At 34.0% G+C, this 15,529-nt stretch carries 21 protein-coding genes and 1 pseudogene; all 22 read left to right on the forward strand.

The window, feature by feature from the left end; genetic code table 11:
- The first annotated feature begins 6 nt into the window (after positions 1–6).
- The gene (gene rpsH / locus BN38_RS02330) at positions 7–402 is read left to right on the forward strand and encodes a 30S ribosomal protein S8 (RefSeq protein ID WP_044565306.1); all 396 of its coding nucleotides are present in this window, start codon (positions 7–9) and stop codon (positions 400–402) included.
- A gap of 10 nt (positions 403–412) precedes the next feature.
- The gene (rplF, locus tag BN38_RS02335) at positions 413–952 is read left to right on the forward strand and encodes a 50S ribosomal protein L6 (RefSeq protein WP_044565307.1); all 540 of its coding nucleotides are present in this window, start codon (positions 413–415) and stop codon (positions 950–952) included.
- 10 nt (positions 953–962) lie between these two features.
- Positions 963–1,328: a 50S ribosomal protein L18 gene (rplR, locus tag BN38_RS02340; protein WP_044565308.1), complete on the forward strand. Its 366-nt coding sequence runs from the start codon at positions 963–965 to the stop codon at positions 1,326–1,328.
- A gap of 11 nt (positions 1,329–1,339) precedes the next feature.
- Positions 1,340–1,849: a 30S ribosomal protein S5 gene (gene rpsE / locus BN38_RS02345; RefSeq protein WP_044565310.1), complete on the forward strand. Its 510-nt coding sequence runs from the start codon at positions 1,340–1,342 to the stop codon at positions 1,847–1,849.
- A gap of 10 nt (positions 1,850–1,859) precedes the next feature.
- Positions 1,860–2,042: a 50S ribosomal protein L30 gene (gene rpmD, locus BN38_RS02350; protein ID WP_044565311.1), complete on the forward strand. Its 183-nt coding sequence runs from the start codon at positions 1,860–1,862 to the stop codon at positions 2,040–2,042.
- A 9-nt stretch (positions 2,043–2,051) separates the two neighbouring features.
- Positions 2,052–2,543, forward strand: coding sequence for a 50S ribosomal protein L15 (rplO, locus tag BN38_RS02355; protein ID WP_044565312.1), 492 nt, complete (start codon positions 2,052–2,054; stop codon positions 2,541–2,543).
- 15 nt (positions 2,544–2,558) lie between these two features.
- Positions 2,559–3,833, forward strand: a complete 1,275-nt coding sequence (gene secY, locus BN38_RS02360) for a preprotein translocase subunit SecY (RefSeq protein WP_044565313.1) — start codon at positions 2,559–2,561, stop codon at positions 3,831–3,833.
- Between the two features lie 3 nt (positions 3,834–3,836).
- A complete protein-coding gene (locus BN38_RS02365) occupies positions 3,837–4,496 on the forward strand; it encodes an adenylate kinase (RefSeq protein ID WP_044565314.1) in 660 nt (219 codons plus the stop codon).
- Between the two features lie 121 nt (positions 4,497–4,617).
- On the forward strand, positions 4,618–4,836 hold the full coding sequence (gene infA, locus BN38_RS02370; RefSeq protein WP_044565316.1) for a translation initiation factor IF-1: 219 nt from the start codon (positions 4,618–4,620) through the stop codon (positions 4,834–4,836).
- A 20-nt stretch (positions 4,837–4,856) separates the two neighbouring features.
- Entirely contained in the window at positions 4,857–4,970 is a 114-nt protein-coding gene (rpmJ, locus tag BN38_RS02375; protein ID WP_004818043.1) for a 50S ribosomal protein L36, read from the forward strand.
- 9 nt (positions 4,971–4,979) lie between these two features.
- Positions 4,980–5,324 carry a 30S ribosomal protein S13 gene (rpsM, locus tag BN38_RS02380; RefSeq protein WP_044565319.1) on the forward strand — a complete coding sequence of 115 codons (345 nt, stop codon included), beginning with the start codon at positions 4,980–4,982 and terminating at the stop codon, positions 5,322–5,324.
- Positions 5,325–5,333: 9 nt separating this feature from the next.
- Entirely contained in the window at positions 5,334–5,726 is a 393-nt protein-coding gene (gene rpsK / locus BN38_RS02385; RefSeq protein WP_044565321.1) for a 30S ribosomal protein S11, read from the forward strand.
- A 12-nt stretch (positions 5,727–5,738) separates the two neighbouring features.
- A complete protein-coding gene (gene rpsD / locus BN38_RS02390; RefSeq protein WP_044565322.1) occupies positions 5,739–6,332 on the forward strand; it encodes a 30S ribosomal protein S4 in 594 nt (197 codons plus the stop codon).
- A 33-nt stretch (positions 6,333–6,365) separates the two neighbouring features.
- Positions 6,366–7,325 (forward strand): DNA-directed RNA polymerase subunit alpha, encoded by a 960-nt coding sequence (locus tag BN38_RS02395; RefSeq protein ID WP_044565323.1) that lies wholly within the window; start codon positions 6,366–6,368, stop codon positions 7,323–7,325.
- A 9-nt stretch (positions 7,326–7,334) separates the two neighbouring features.
- Entirely contained in the window at positions 7,335–7,676 is a 342-nt protein-coding gene (gene rplQ, locus BN38_RS02400) for a 50S ribosomal protein L17 (RefSeq protein ID WP_044565324.1), read from the forward strand.
- A gap of 312 nt (positions 7,677–7,988) precedes the next feature.
- Positions 7,989–8,450: pseudogene (gene tnpA, locus BN38_RS02405) on the forward strand (IS200/IS605 family transposase).
- A gap of 459 nt (positions 8,451–8,909) precedes the next feature.
- Complete coding sequence (locus BN38_RS02410) at positions 8,910–10,448, forward strand: GA module-containing protein (protein ID WP_044565325.1); 1,539 nt, start codon at positions 8,910–8,912, stop codon at positions 10,446–10,448.
- 150 nt (positions 10,449–10,598) lie between these two features.
- On the forward strand, positions 10,599–11,240 hold the full coding sequence (locus BN38_RS02415; RefSeq protein ID WP_044565326.1) for an HAD family hydrolase: 642 nt from the start codon (positions 10,599–10,601) through the stop codon (positions 11,238–11,240).
- Between the two features lie 86 nt (positions 11,241–11,326).
- On the forward strand, positions 11,327–12,172 hold the full coding sequence (locus BN38_RS02420) for a MurR/RpiR family transcriptional regulator (RefSeq protein ID WP_044565327.1): 846 nt from the start codon (positions 11,327–11,329) through the stop codon (positions 12,170–12,172).
- Positions 12,173–13,156: a MupG family TIM beta-alpha barrel fold protein gene (locus tag BN38_RS02425; protein WP_044565328.1), complete on the forward strand. Its 984-nt coding sequence runs from the start codon at positions 12,173–12,175 to the stop codon at positions 13,154–13,156.
- A complete protein-coding gene (gene murQ, locus BN38_RS02430) occupies positions 13,128–14,012 on the forward strand; it encodes an N-acetylmuramic acid 6-phosphate etherase (protein ID WP_230197710.1) in 885 nt (294 codons plus the stop codon). The genes BN38_RS02425 and murQ overlap by 29 nt, the downstream gene beginning before the upstream one ends.
- The gene (locus BN38_RS02435) at positions 14,012–15,454 is read left to right on the forward strand and encodes a PTS transporter subunit EIIC (protein ID WP_044565330.1); all 1,443 of its coding nucleotides are present in this window, start codon (positions 14,012–14,014) and stop codon (positions 15,452–15,454) included. The genes murQ and BN38_RS02435 overlap by 1 nt, the downstream gene beginning before the upstream one ends.
- Positions 15,455–15,529 lie beyond the last annotated feature (75 nt).

The following is a 15,529-nucleotide window of genomic DNA, read 5'->3' on the forward strand; positions in this document are numbered from 1 at the left end:
AATATTATGATGACAGATCCAATTGCGGATATGCTAACAAGAATTAGAAATGCAGTCAAAGCTAATCATAAAGAAGTTAGCTTACCATCTTCTAATGAAAAGAAAGCTATTGCACAAATTCTTCTTGATGAAGGCTTCATAAACGGATTTAACGTAGAAGAAGACAATAAACAAGGAATTCTTACAATAGATTTAAAATATACAGAAAACGGTGAAAAAGTAATCTCAGGACTTAGAAGAATCAGTAAACCAGGTCTTCGTGTTTATGTAAAAGCAAACGAAGTACCAAAGGTATTAAACGGTCTTGGAACAGCAATTATTTCAACATCAAAAGGACTTTTAACTGACAAAGCAGCTAGACATGAAAATGTAGGCGGCGAAGTTATTTGTTACGTATGGTAAGGAGAAATATATGTCAAGAATAGGTAAACAACCAATCGATATACCATCTGGAGTAACAGTTGATATTGATGGTCAAGAAATTAGAGTTGAAGGACCAAAAGGAAAACTAGCTCAAAAATTCCCAACAACAATCGAAGTTGTTGAAAGTGACAATCAAATACTTGTAAATATTCCAGAAGAATATACAAAACAACAAAACATAGACCACGGTTTATTTAGATCACTAATTGCTAACATGGTAACAGGTGTTACTGAAGGTTATAGCAAGACTTTACAAATCGAAGGTACAGGATACAGGGCAGCAAAACAAGGCAACAACCTTGTAATGAACCTAGGTTTCTCTCACCAAGTAACAATGGCTGATCCAGAAGGAATCGAAGTAGAAGTACCAAACGATAGAACAATTGTTGTAAAAGGTGTAGATAAACAATTAGTAGGCTCACATGCTGCAAACATCAGAAAATGGAGAAAACCTGAACCATACAAAGGCAAGGGTATCAGATATGAAAACGAGCATGTAAGACGTAAAGTTGGTAAGACAGGTAAGTAGGAGATAATAAATGGCTAAAGATAATAAAAGACAAAGACTTTTAACTCGTAAAAAAAGAGTTAGAGCAAAAATCAGCGGAACTCCTGAAAGACCAAGACTATCAGTATACAAATCAAATGCCAACATCTATGCACAAATAATTGACGATGTAAACGGCGTTACACTAGTAAGTGCTAATACTTTACAAGAAGATGTAGCAGGCGGATTAGAAAGTAAATCTAACATCGAAGCTGCAACAAAAGTAGGCGAAGCTATTGGTAAAAAAGCTATTGAAGCAGGAATTAGCGAAGTAGCCTTTGACAGAAATGGTAACCTATACCACGGTAAAGTTAAAGCTTTAGCTGAAGGCGCTCGTAGTGCTGGTCTTAAGTTTTAAGGAGCTATTAGATGAATTATTTATTAAGAAGTGAAGTAGAAAAACTAAACCTCGAAGATAGAGTAGTATCAATCAACAGAGTTGCTAAAACTGTAAAAGGTGGACGTAACATGAGATTTGCTGCATTAGTAGTTGTTGGAGACTCTAACGGAGTAGTTGGAGTAGGAACAGGTAAGGCTACTGAAGTACCAGAAGCAATCAGAAAAGCAAGCGAAGATGCTAAAAAACACATGATCAGAGTTCCACTAGTAGGAACAACAACTCCTCACAGAATCGAAGGAGTAAAAGGCGCAGGACATGTATTACTAATGCCAGCTAAAGAAGGTACTGGAGTTATCGCAGGTGGTCCAGTACGTGCTATATGCGAACTTGCTGGTTACAAAGATATCCGTGCTAAAAACTTAGGATCAAACAACCCAAGAAACATCATCAATGCTTGTCTAGACGCTTTTGCTAAGATGAAGACTGTTGAAGATGTAGCTAAACTTCGTGGTATTCCGGTAGAAGAATTCGATTATTAAGGAGAAGACTATGGCACAATTAGAAATCAAACTTAAAAAATCTTTTATCGGCAGAAAAGATGATCAAATTGCAACAGCTAAAGCTCTAGGTCTAAGAAAGATCGGCCAAAGCGTTGTAAGAGAAGATAATCCAGCAGTAAGAGGAATGATTAACAAAATTCCATTTATGCTTGAAGTAAAAGAATTAAACTAGGAGTGTAAGATGAAATTACATGAATTACAACCTAACCAACCACTAAAAAAGAAAAAGAGAAAAGGTAGAGGTCCAGGTTCAGGTAATGGTACACGCGCAGGACGTGGACAAGATGGACAAAACTCAAGATCTGGTGGAGGAACAAGACCAGGTTTTGAAGGTGGACAAATGCCACTATACAGACGTCTTCCAAAAAGAGGATTTAGGAACATCAACAAAAAACAATATGAAGTCATCAATGTTGAAAGCTTAAACATCTTTGAAGATGGTACTGACGTAACACCAGAATTATTATTCGAAAACAAAATATTAAACAAGAACAAAGCTAAAGACGGAGTTAAAATCCTTGGCGATGGTGAGCTAAATGTTAAACTAAACGTTAAGGCTCACAAGTTTACAGCAAGTGCAAAAGAAAAAATTGAGCAAGCAGGCGGATCATTCGAAGAAATAGAAGTTAAAAAATGGGTAAAACCATCTAAGAACGATAAAGTTAGTGAATAATCTGCGAGGTGAGCAATGCTAGAAACAATAAAAAAAGCATCTAAAGAGCCAGAAATTAAGAAAAAGTTTTGGTTTACAATCCTAATGCTTGTAATCTATAGACTTGGAAACAATATTCCAATACCATTTATAGATCCACAAGCCCTTCGTGATGCATATTCAAATGTAGAAGGAACATTAGTTGATTATCTTAACATGCTAACAGGTGGGGGCCTATCAACCCTATCAATCTTTGCCCTAGGTGTACAACCTTACATCACTTCATCTATAGTAATGCAGCTATTAACAGTTGTAATACCAAGACTAGAAGAATTGACACGTGAGGGAGAACAAGGCCGTAAGCAAATCCAAAAATACACCAGATATATGACTATTGTTTTGGCCATATTCCAAGCGATAGCAGTAACAAATGGTCTATATGGATCTGCCTTATCAAATGCAACAACATTTCAAAAGATTGTTATGAATGTTGTCCTAATCGGTGGCACAATGTTTGTAACATGGATGGGTGAAACAATTACCGAAAAAGGACTTGGAAATGGTACAAGTTTAATAATCTTTATGGGTATTATAGCTTCATTTCCAAAAACTATCGCTCGTTGGAAAGACCAAGTTCACTATGGACTAGTAGGATACTTACCAATAGTAATCATGGTTATTCTAGTAATCTTAATAGTAATGAGCGTAGTATTAATATCAGAAGGTGAAAGAAAGATTCCAGTCCAATACGCCAAAAGAGTTGTTGGACGTAAGATGTATGGTGGCCAATCTACTCACATCCCAGTAAAAGTAAACATGGGCGGAGTAATGCCAATAGTATTTGCATCAGCAGTACTAGCAATACCATCAACTGTTTCCTTATTCTTTGGAAATGGTGGTCAATCTGGAATAACAAATTTCTTCCAAAATACAACAGTTGGATTCATACTATACTTAGTAATCCAATCTGCACTAATATTAATATTTGCTTACTTCTACAATCAAATTCAATTTAACACTGTAGAATATGCAAAACAACTTCAACAAAACGGTGGTTTCGTACCTGGAATTAGACCTGGTAAACCAACCAGTGACTACTTAGGAAAAGTTGCAACAAGAATCACATTCATTGGTTCAATTGCACTAGCCCTACTAACAATAATTCCAGCTATAGCTTCAAAATTACTAGGACTATCAATATCATTTGGTGGATCATCAGTAATAATCGTAGTAGGTGTAATAATCGAAACTATCAAACAACTTGAAGCAATGATGACTATGAAGCAATATAAAGGGTTTTTAAATAGGTAAAAGATGAATATAATTTTGTTAGGGCCTCCAGGAGCTGGTAAAGGTACACTTTCAAGCAAAATCATTGAAAACAAACAAGCAGTTCAAATATCAACTGGAGACATATTTAGATATAATATTTCAAATGAAACTGAACTTGGTTTAAAAGCAAAAGCTTACATGGACAAGGGAGAATTGGTCCCAGATGAACTAACAATAGATTTATTGTGGGACAAGTTCGATACCCTTGGCGAAGATCACAAAGACTCAATAATACTATTTGATGGATTTCCAAGAACCATCAGTCAAGCAAAAGCGCTAGATGAAGGAATGGAAGAAAGAAATCAAAAGATAGATATGGTAATCTACTTTGATGTAGACGATGAAATCTTGATCCAAAGATTAACAGGCAGAAGAACATGCCCACAATGTGGAGCAACATACCATATCACAAACAATCCACCAAAGATAGAAGATGTTTGCGACAAATGTGGAACTAAGTTAATCCAAAGAGCAGATGATACAATTGAAACTGTTGAAAATAGAATCAAAGTATACAACAAACAAACCTCTGTACTCATTGAATATTACACAAATAAAGGTATATTAAAGAGTATTGATGGCACCAAAAAACCAGATCTTGTATACAAAGAATTCGAAGATAAGTTAGAGGAAATTAACTAACTTATGGTAAAAACAAAAGTTACATTAGAATCTTTAATTAGTTTCTAAGATATGTCTTATTAAGTTAAGGCAAAAGTAAAATTTTTTAAGACATGTTGAAGAATTAAAGGAGGTTCTATATATGTCAAAAAAAGATGCTATAGAAGTTACAGGAGTTGTCACAGAAGCTCTACCAAATGCAATATTTAAAGTAGAACTAGACAATGGACACGAAATACAAGCCCACATATCAGGCAAACTCCGCATGAACAGCATAAGAATACTAGAAGGAGATACAGTAACAGTAGAACTATCTCCATACGACTTAAGCCAAGGACGCATTACTTGGCGCCGTAAATAGTTAACAGATAGGAGCATAACATGAAAGTTAGAGCATCAGTTAAAAAAATGTGTGATAAATGCAAAATTATCAAAAGAAACGGAAAAGTTATGGTAATTTGCGAAAATCCAAAACACAAACAAAGACAAGGTTAGGAGGGTTTAATGCCTAGATTAGCTGGTATAGACTTACCAAGAGAAAAAAGAGCAGAAATTGGCCTTACCTATATCTATGGTATAGGACGTGCAACTGCAAACGAAATACTAAAAAACACAGGAATCAACCCTGATACTAAAATGAAAGATCTTACTGAAGAAGAATTAGGTAAAATCCGTGAACAACTAAACCACTACACAATCGAAGGTGACCTTCGTCGTGAAACATCAATGAACATAAGAGCACTTCGTGAAGTTGGTTCATACAGAGGATTAAGACACAAAGCAGGTCTTCCAGTAAGAGGACAAAATACAAAAAACAACGCTAGAACAAGAAAAAACAGAAAGGGTTAAGGAGAATAAATGGCAACTAAAGCAAAAACATCTCGTAAAAGAAGAGTTAAAAAACACGTTGAACGTGGCCAAGCTCACATTAACTCAACATTTAACAACACAATGGTAACACTAACAGATATGCAAGGTAATGCATTATCTTGGGCTTCAGCTGGACAATTAGGATTTAGAGGAAGTAGAAAATCTACACCATTTGCTGCACAAGAAGCTGCAGAAGTAGCTGCAAAAAAAGCAATGGATCAAGGATTAAAAACTGTTGAAGTGTACGTTAAAGGACCAGGTTCTGGACGTGAATCAGCAATCAGAAGCTTACAAGCAGCTGGCCTTGAAGTTACAATGATCAAAGACGTAACTCCAATCCCACACAATGGATGTAGACCACCAAAAAGAAGAAGAGTTTAATAAGGAGAAATAATGGCAGTATCAAAAGATCCAGTATATAAAAGAGCAAGAGCTTTAGGAATTTCTCCAGCATACTTAGGTTATACAGGCGAGTCAAAAAGACAATTACCACAAAGACGTGGTAAACTTTCTGATTACGGTATGCAACAAAGAGAAAAACAAAAAGCTAAATTTATCTATGGTGTATCTGAAAAACAATTTAGAGGATATTACGATAAAGCTACAAAAATCAAAGGACAAACAGGTGAACAACTTATAATCCTTTGCGAAAGAAGATTAGATAATATAGCATTTAGATCAGGACTTGCAAGAACAAGACGTGAAGCAAGACAAATCGTAACACACGGCCACTTACTAGTAAATGGCAAACAAGTAGACATCCCATCATACTTAGTAGAAGTAGGCGATGTAATAGAAGTTCGTGAAAAATCTAGAAGCAATACTTTATTTAAAACAATCAAAGAAGTAAACGCTACATTTGGTGTAGTTGATTGGATGACTTCAGACTTAGAAAACTTAAAAGTTACAATCAATAGATTCCCAGAAAGAGAAGATATTGATATTCCAGTTGAAGAACGTATGATCGTAGAGTTCTACTCTAAATAATAAATAAAAATAGTTGAGACTCAAGGAGATACCATGATCGAAAAATTAGATACAAAAATAGAAATTCTGGATATAAACGAAGAAGATAACTACGGCAAATTTGCTTTATATCCACTTGAACGAGGCTATGGTACAACCATTGGAAACAGTATGAGAAGGGTGTTATTATCATCCTTACCTGGTTCTAGCGTCTCTAAAATACTCATAGAAGGCGTACTTCATGAATTTTCAGTTATCGATGGAGTAGTAGAAGACGTTCCTGAAATAATATTAAATATCAAGGGTCTTGATGTAAAAAAACATTCTGATGAAGATGTAACATTATTTTTAGAAATCGAAGGACCAAAGATTGTAACAGCTAAAGATATCAGCAAAGATGCTTCAATTGAAATCGCAAACCCAGACCATTATATAGCTACAGTAAATGACAAAGCCAGACTATTCATTTCACTAGAAGTTACAAACGGTAAGGGATATAGAGTATCAGAATTTAACAAATCTGAATCAGATCCAATTGGAACAATAGCAATCGACTCTTCATTTACACCAGTAGAAAAAGTAAACTATTATGTAGAAAATACCAGAGTTGGAGAAATCACAGACTATGACAAACTTATAATCGAAGTTTGGACCAATGGAACAATAACTCCACAAGAAGCCCTTGCAGAAGGAGCAGGTATCCTAATAGATGACTTTAACTACTTTAAAGAATTACCAAACGCTTCTTTCGTAGAAGAAGACCAAAGTGAAGAAGTAGAAGAAGAAATCACCGAAGAAGAAGTAAGTGATAGCAACCTAGATAAAACTATAGAAGAATTAGACCTATCCTTACGTTCATTTAACTGCCTCAAAAGAGCAGGCTTTGATACAGTAGGTGACATAGTTGATAAAACTGAAGCAGAACTAAAAACTATCAAAAACTTTGGTAAAAAGTCTTTAGAAGAAGTAAAAAATAAGGTTCATGATCTGGGCCTTACACTAAAAGATGAATAGGAGGTAAGAATGGCAAACAAAAGAAAACTTGGCAGAAGAAGTGACCACAGAAACGCAATGCTAAGAAACCAAGTTACATCATTATTTGATAATGGTAGAATTGAAACAACAGTTACACGTGCAAAAGAAACACAAAAAGTAGCTGAAAAAATGATCACACTTGGTAAAACAAACACTCTTCACACCAGACGTCAAGCTGCAAGCTATATATATAAACCATCAACAGTACAAAAACTATTTGATGAAATCGCACCAGAATATGCCGAAAGAAATGGTGGATACACAAGAGTACTTAAACTAGGACCAAGAAGAGGTGACGGCTCTGAAATGGCTATTTTAGAGTTAGTTTAATAATCTATTGAAAATAAAATATTAAATCTCTGTTACATATAAGACCGCAAACTCGGCCTTATATGCCAAGAAATTGTGCGTCAAAATATGTCAAATCTAAAATGCCAATTTTAAAGTAGAGAGCTAGCATCTTTGTAAAACAAAGGTGCTTTTTTATTGTCCACTTAAGTGAGTTGAGCGAACGAAAGAGAGCGAAACAATAAACCACCTGCTATGCAGGTGGAGGCATTTAGCTTTAGCTTCAAGCACCAAGAAAGCCTCCTTAAAGTATAATTGTGATAATCACATGCACAATAAAATAAGGGGGCACTCATGGATAAAAATACTTTATCACATACAAGCTTAAGATGCAGATATCATATAGTATTTGTGCTAAAATATAGAAGACAAGTTATATATAGGCAACTAAGTAAAGATATAGGAAGCATACTTTGAGAACTATGTTCAAGAAAAGGAATAAAAATAATAGAAGCAGAGCTATGTCCTGATCATGTCCATATGCTTGTAGAAATACAACCAAAATATTCAATATCATAAATCATGGGATATTTAAAAGGAACAAGTTCATTGATAATATTCGGTAGACACGCCAACTTAAAATATAAATATGGAAACAGACACTTTTGGTGTAGAGGATACTATGTGGATACAGTGGGTAGAAATGAAAAGAAAATAAAAGAATAAATACAAAATCAATTAAAAGAAGACTATTACGCAGACCAAATAAGTATAAAGGAATACTATGACCCGTTTACGGGAGAGAAAGTCGAATAAAAACAAATAAAAAACTGCTTAAGTAGTAGTTGAGATAGTGGCGCATGTGATGGAATATTCGACAGCCCCAAAAGGGGCGTGCCGGTATTCGCGCCTTATAGGCGCTGTGCAAACTACCAGCTAATCTGGTAGTTTTGATTTTGCCGATTTTAGCGTAAAGTTATTATGAGGAGATAATATGAACTATGAATTTATAATTTTTGATATGGATGGACTTATATTTGACACTGAGAAGATGTATTATGATTTACAGCAATGCAAGTAAATAATTATTATAATCATTGTTTAATAATAAAAATTAATACTAACAAACTTTTAATGAAACTTATTCAAAATATAAAAATTTCAAAATCATTACAAAAACTTAACACAAACCTTACATATTTCCGTTGTAAACTTATATTATCGGCATACAGTAATAATGAATTAATATATTAAATTTTATAATAGGAGAACAATATGAAAAATAATAAAGTATTAGCTGTAGCATTATCAGCAGGTTTAGTTTTTAGTGGAGCATACCTAGCTAATAGCAATATAAATGTTGCCTATGCTTCAGAAAGTCAACCAACAATAGAAGAGCTTAAAGCTCAAATTACACAACTAAAAAATGAAAAAAATGAGATAGATAGAAAAAAAGCTCAATCTAAAAATGCTATTAATTGGAGAGAAGATAATAGAAAGGTATCCGAATTACCTGAGGAAAAATTAAAACAATATGAAATATGGGATCAGAAAGACAGAAAGGTAATAGAAGAATGTGATGCACAAATGCTTGAATTGGATAAAAAAATTGCAGCCATTCAAGAACAAATAAAAGCTTTAGAAAATTCACCAACACCAGGTGAAGAAAATCCAGGCAATGGTTCAACAGAAGCAGACAAAGCTAAGGAATTTGAAGACTATAAAAAGAAATATAGCGACAAAATAGATGGTCTATCCGACCTAACAGAAGCAGAAAAAGCAGCAGCAAAAGAAGAAATAGCAAATGCAACAAGTGAAGCTGAAGTAAACAAAGCATATAACAAAGCATACTCAGCAAACCAAGATGCAGAATACGACAGAGAAAAGAAAGAAAGAGAAGAAAACTTTGCAAAAGATAAAGAAAATGCAAAAAAAGAAATAGATGATTACGGAGACAAACTAACAGAAAAAGAAAAAGAATCATTCAAAGAGCAAATAGACAAGGCACCAACAAAAGGCGCTATAACTGGTATATTAGAAGAAGCTAAAAAAGCCTCAGAAAACCCTCAAGAACCAGAAAATCCTCAAGATCCAGAGACACCAACAATAGATGAGGATTACAAGGATATGTTCTTAGAAAACCTTCTAAGCCTATCAAAATTAACAGATGAGGAAAAGGAAGCATTCAAAGAGAGAATAGAAAAAGCAAAAACCAATGGTGAAATCTATGATATCTATAACCAAGCTATTGATTTAAATAACTCACGAGACAAGAAGCCTGAAGACTCGTCTGTAAATAAAGATTACAAAGAAATGTTCCTAAATAATCTTTTGACCTTGTCTAAACTAAGCAATGCAGAAAAAGAATCATTCAAAGAAAGAATGGATAAGGCAAAGACTAATGCTGAGATTTACGATATATACAATGAGGCGGTAGCTTTAAATACTTCTCGCAAGCAAAAACCAACAAAAGAAAATGAAAGTGAAAATCCAATCAATCCAGCAAAACCTCCTCACAGCAAGTACGAGTCAGAAGATTCATCAAGTGATTTAATATACGTAGCAAAAGGTTATAAGTACGTTAGTGAAGGTTTCTATCACAGATTAGATTTAGAAGATTCTTACTACAAACTAAAACTTGCCCTAAATGAGAATGAAATCTATGCTCAGGCTATAAGAATTTTACTAAAATATACACCGAACACAGTAAAAGATGTAAGAGGCCAACTTGAAAGTTTGCTCAAAGAATCTGTAGATTTACAGGAACAAGCAAAACTTGTTCTAAAGGAATATGAAAGTATACTAGGATACTAATTCTATAGGATCCAACAAAATAGTAAATAATATATTTAGGGGAAAACTCACAGTATTATACAGTATTGTGAGTTTTTCTCTTTTAAAAAATATGTAGAGATATTGTGAAAATTTACATTGGGTAAATAATAGACATAAAGGAGGGTTGATATGAAATATGATTTGATAATATTTGATATGGATGGGTTGATGTTTGATACTGAGATTTTTTATTACAAATCTTGGAAAGCATTTGAAGATAAATATAATTTTAACTTTGACATAGAAACGCGCAATAGAATTGCCGGAATGAATGAAGACAATGTTAGAGATGAGTTTGCCAAAATTTTAGGGGACTATGATAAAGCTAAGAATTTGCGTGATGAAATTAATGCTTATAGGAAAGAAGGATTAAAAAACTACAATGATTCTCTAAAAAAAGAGGGACTTGTTGAGCTATTGGATTTTCTAAAGGAAAATGGCATAAGAGCATGTATAGCTTCATCTTCTGACAAAGAAAAAATCCTATACTTAATAGAAAAAGAAAATATAGAAGACTACTTTGACTTTGTAGTATCTGGGGGAGATTTTGAAAATAGCAAACCTAATCCAGAAATATTTGAAAAAGCCGCAGAAATAGCTAATGTTGATAAAAGTCGTGCCCTAATACTTGAGGATTCCCACAATGGATACTTGGCAGCAAAGAGAAGTGGAATAGACTATCTCATAATCCACGATACATCATTTCATAAAACTTTTACAGCCGACAGAGAATTAGATTCTTTATTAGATGTGATTGAATATATAAAATAATTATTTAATATTATAATAAACATCTTGAAATATTTATTTAATACGCTATAATTTACTTAAGAAAAGCTTTTCTTTACAGGAGTAATATGGATTATTTAATAAAAATCAAAGAAAGATGGGATGATTTTACTCCATCTGATAAAAAAATAGGTGAATATATAATAGATAATCCCGAGCAAATAGTAAATTATAATACCTTACAACTTGCAGAGATTATCAAAACTAGTCAATCAGCTATAATAAGATTTATCAAAAAGATAGGCTACAAGGGATATATAGATTTTAAAATCGATGTTGCAAAATCGCTTGAAGAAAAAAATGAATTCCTATTGGATGAGGTCATATCAAAAAATGAAAGCATAGAAAATATTATCTCAAAAAGTAAGAATAATGTTTTAGCTACTGTGGAAAAAACATATGCTCTCATTAATACTGAAGCTATAAATAGGGCTATAGCAGATATTAACAAGGCTAGTAATATCTATCTTGCTGGAGTAGGAAGTTCTGGACTAATATGTGAGGATTTTTCCTACAAATTACAAAGATCTGGTAAAAAGGTCTTCTACCAAGTAGATGCCCATACCAATCTTGCCCTAGTTAGCAATATAGATAAGGACGATTTGTTGATAGCCATTAGTTATTCTGGACTAACTAAGGAAATTTTGATTGCATCAGAATATGCCAAAAAGGTAGGGGCAAAAGTTATAAGCATTAGCAAGACTCAAAATAGTGCTTTGGCTAACAATTCCAATGAACTTTTGCTTATTCCAGAAATAGAAAGAGAAATGAGATATGGTGCTATTTCTTCGCGACTATCATCACAGATAATAACAGATATTCTTTATTATGGCTATGTTGCTGCAAACACAGAAAAAGTTAATGAAAATATGAGAACATCAAAACTACTGACGAACAAACTAAAGGATAATTAAATGTTAGGATTTTCTTTATACTTTGAAAAAGAAAGTGATTTTGAAAAACAAATAGAGAAATTTAAGGGCTTTGATTTGTTATTTACATCCTTGCACTATCCAGCAAGTGATCAAACTTATGAGAGGTTTTTGAATTTAAAATCTAGAGCTAAAAATCTTGACATTTGTGTAGATATCAACAATCAAACCCTAAAGGATCATCCAGATTTACTAGATATGGATTTGATTATTAGACTGGATTTTGGATTTAATCCAAGAGAGATTGCCAGTCTTTCAAAGAAGAGTCAAATAGCCATAAACGCCTCTACTGTTAATTACAAGTTTTTGGAAGACTTGGCAAGATCAGGTGCAAATATGGCAAATATGATAGCAATTCATAATTACTATCCGCTAGTTTTTTCTGGTCTACCCCAAGAATATTTCCTAAGTCAAAATGAACTTATAAATTCTTTTGGAATAAGAGTTGCAAGCTTTATCCAAGGAAACACAAAACTTCGTGGGCCAGTTTTTGAAGGCTTACCTACACTAGAAGACGATAGGTATATAAACCCCTATCTAGCTTTAGTAAAACATAAAAGAAAATATAAAATAGATGAAATTATATTGGCTGAAGATGTAGATCATTATAGCAAAAATTGCATAGTTAAATTTATAAATGATGGAATTATATGCCTACCTATTATTTGGGAAAATGATTATGAGTATTTATCAAAAATAAAAGTTAGGAATGATATAAGTGACTATATAATTAGAAATGAAAGAGAGAAAAAGGATGTCAGTCCAGACCAGCCAAGGCAAATCAAGAGGGGAGACCTTGTTATTTTGAACAATTTGTCAGGACGATATGCAGGAGAGATTGAAATTGTAAGAAAAGACCTAGGCATATGTGAAGATAGAAATCTTATTGGCAGGGTTGATGAGTCTTATATAGGTATTTTAGATTTGATAAAAGGAGGTGATATTATTGAATTCGACAGAAGATAGGAATCCTATAAGTTATGATTTGGATTTAAAATCAACTAGAGAAATTTTGGAAATTATCAATACAGAAGATCAGAAAATAGCCGATAGAGTAAAAGATGCCATGGATCAAATTGAAGCTTTGGTAGATGAACTTATCAATATATTTTCCGAAGGTGGTAGATTATTTTACTTAGGTGCTGGCACAAGTGGTAGGTTAGGAGTTTTGGATGCATCTGAAACAGTTCCAACATTTTCAGTAGATCCCAATATGGTAACAGGTCTTATAGCAGGGGGCGATGACGCTCTGAGAAACCCTATAGAAAATGCAGAAGATTCCAAAGAAGCTGCAAAAGTAGATTTACAAAAAGCAGATTTAACTAATAAGGATTTTGTAATTGGTATTGCTGCTAGTGGGAGAACGCCGTATTCTATTGGAGCTATAGAATATGCCAAAGAAATCGGAGCAAAGACCGGTTCTATTGCTTGCAACAAGGATGCTAAGATTTCTGAATATTCTGACTATCCAATAGAAGTAGAAACCGGTGCAGAAGTATTGAGCGGATCAACTCGTATGAAAGCTGGTACAGCAACAAAGATGGTTCTAAATATGATTACGACTACTGCCATGATTAAAATTGGAAAAGTTTATGACAATCTTATGGTCGATCTAAAACCAACTAACGAGAAGCTGGTAGATAGGGCAACAAAAATTATAAGCGAAATTAGTGGATATGATTATGAATCATCAAAAAAGATACTAAGCCAAGCCAACAATAATGTAAAAGCTGCAATAATAATGGCTACAAAGAATGTAGACTATGAAGAGTCTATAAAAATTCTTGAAAATAATAAAGGATTTATAAGAGAGGATTTGTAATGGATAATAATACATTAGCAAAATTATTAGTCGATGACTTTGGAGGTAGCGCTAACCTCATAGAAGTTATTAATTGTATGACAAGAGTTAGAGTAAAAGTCAAAGATTCTAGCAAGGTAAACTACGGAGCCATCAAATCTCGTGAGGGCGTAATGGGCCTAGTTGAAGGAGACCAAATACAAGTAGTATTAGGACCAGGCAAAAGCGAAAAAGTTGCCAAGGCTATGGCAGAAATTTCAAATGCAAAGTTATCAGAAGAATTAGCAGCAGGCACTGACCTTGAAAAAAGAACTAGAGAAAACAAAGAAGCCTATAAGGCAAAACAAAAACAAAGTGGCTTTAAGAAGTTCACAGCTACCATTGCTTCAATATTTGTTCCACTAATCCCAGCCTTTGTTGGCGCTGGCCTTATCGGTGGTATAGCATCAGTTTTGTCAAATATGGCAACAGCTGGAACTCTAACAGGTGATGGTGTAAATAACCTTATTCAGATTTTAAATGTCATGAAAAATGGTCTTTACGCTTACCTAAATATTTTTATAGGAATAAATACAGCAAAAGTCTTTGGAGCAAATGAGGGACTTGGTGGAGTTGTTGGAGGTATGGTTTACCTTACAGGCATGAATCCAGATATGCCTATAAGCAATATTTTCTTGGGAACTCCTCTTGCAGCAGGACAGGGTGGAGTAATAGGTGTACTAATTTCAGTTTTCCTATTATCAAAGATTGAAAATGCCCTCCACAAAATAATACCGGATTCTCTAGACATTATTTTAGTTCCTATGCTATCATTACTTGCAGTAGGACTTCTAACGATGTTTATAATAATGCCATTTGCTGGACTTATATCAAATGGACTAATAGGTTTTATTAACGGAGTGATAAATATCGGTGGTGCAGTATCAGGATTTATCTTAGGTGCTTTGTTCCTACCTATGGTAATGCTTGGCCTTCACCAAATCCTAACACCAATACATGTAGCGATGATTGAACAACAAGGTGCAACATACCTATTGCCAATTCTTGCAATGGCTGGTGCTGGACAAGTAGGAGCTGCACTTGCAATACTTGTGAAATGTAGAAACAATAAACAAATTACAACCATAGCCAAAGGTGGACTTCCTGTAGGTTTCCTAGGAATCGGTGAACCACTTATATATGCCCTAACACTACCAATGGGCAAGGCTTTCATCACAGCATGTCTTGGTGGTGGTATAGGTGGAGCTGTCATAGGAGCTATAGGATCAATTGGTTCAACAGCTATTGGACCATCAGGCCTTGCACTAATCCCACTTATTTACCAAAATAGATGGCTGGGTTATCTAGCTGGTCTTATCGCAGGCTATATAGGTGGATTCGTATTGACATATTTCTTTGGAGTTGATCAGAAATATGTAGATGGAGCAAGCCTTGATAATACTAGTAAATTTGAATTTAAATAGATAATATAATGGCAAGTCCTAGGAAATAGGCTTAGTGATAAGCTTTGTTTCTTAGGGCTTCTTTTTATTTTCCTA

It is taken from the genome of Anaerococcus provencensis (assembly GCF_000312365.2).
Lineage (GTDB): Bacteria > Bacillota > Clostridia > Tissierellales > Peptoniphilaceae > Anaerococcus > Anaerococcus provencensis.

Bases quoted from the DNA above. Each gene is read 5' to 3' on its own strand.
- infA (WP_044565316.1), top strand. From the start codon at position 4,618: ATGTCAAAAAAAGATGCTATAGAAGTTACAGGAGTTGTCACAGAAGCT.
- rplO (WP_044565312.1), top strand. From the start codon at position 2,052: ATGAAATTACATGAATTACAACCTAACCAACCACTAAAAAAGAAAAAG.
- rpmJ (WP_004818043.1), top strand. From the start codon at position 4,857: ATGAAAGTTAGAGCATCAGTTAAAAAAATGTGTGATAAATGCAAAATT.
- rpsE (WP_044565310.1), top strand. From the start codon at position 1,340: ATGAATTATTTATTAAGAAGTGAAGTAGAAAAACTAAACCTCGAAGAT.
- BN38_RS02410 (WP_044565325.1), top strand. From the start codon at position 8,910: ATGAAAAATAATAAAGTATTAGCTGTAGCATTATCAGCAGGTTTAGTT.
- BN38_RS02435 (WP_044565330.1), top strand. From the start codon at position 14,012: ATGGATAATAATACATTAGCAAAATTATTAGTCGATGACTTTGGAGGT.
- BN38_RS02365 (WP_044565314.1), top strand. From the start codon at position 3,837: ATGAATATAATTTTGTTAGGGCCTCCAGGAGCTGGTAAAGGTACACTT.
- rpsD (WP_044565322.1), top strand. From the start codon at position 5,739: ATGGCAGTATCAAAAGATCCAGTATATAAAAGAGCAAGAGCTTTAGGA.
- BN38_RS02395 (WP_044565323.1), top strand. From the start codon at position 6,366: ATGATCGAAAAATTAGATACAAAAATAGAAATTCTGGATATAAACGAA.
- BN38_RS02420 (WP_044565327.1), top strand. From the start codon at position 11,327: ATGGATTATTTAATAAAAATCAAAGAAAGATGGGATGATTTTACTCCA.
- rpsH (WP_044565306.1), top strand. From the start codon at position 7: ATGATGACAGATCCAATTGCGGATATGCTAACAAGAATTAGAAATGCA.
- BN38_RS02425 (WP_044565328.1), top strand. From the start codon at position 12,173: ATGTTAGGATTTTCTTTATACTTTGAAAAAGAAAGTGATTTTGAAAAA.
- BN38_RS02415 (WP_044565326.1), top strand. From the start codon at position 10,599: ATGAAATATGATTTGATAATATTTGATATGGATGGGTTGATGTTTGAT.
- rplQ (WP_044565324.1), top strand. From the start codon at position 7,335: ATGGCAAACAAAAGAAAACTTGGCAGAAGAAGTGACCACAGAAACGCA.
- rpsK (WP_044565321.1), top strand. From the start codon at position 5,334: ATGGCAACTAAAGCAAAAACATCTCGTAAAAGAAGAGTTAAAAAACAC.
- secY (WP_044565313.1), top strand. From the start codon at position 2,559: ATGCTAGAAACAATAAAAAAAGCATCTAAAGAGCCAGAAATTAAGAAA.
- rpsM (WP_044565319.1), top strand. From the start codon at position 4,980: ATGCCTAGATTAGCTGGTATAGACTTACCAAGAGAAAAAAGAGCAGAA.
- rpmD (WP_044565311.1), top strand. From the start codon at position 1,860: ATGGCACAATTAGAAATCAAACTTAAAAAATCTTTTATCGGCAGAAAA.
- rplF (WP_044565307.1), top strand. From the start codon at position 413: ATGTCAAGAATAGGTAAACAACCAATCGATATACCATCTGGAGTAACA.
- rplR (WP_044565308.1), top strand. From the start codon at position 963: ATGGCTAAAGATAATAAAAGACAAAGACTTTTAACTCGTAAAAAAAGA.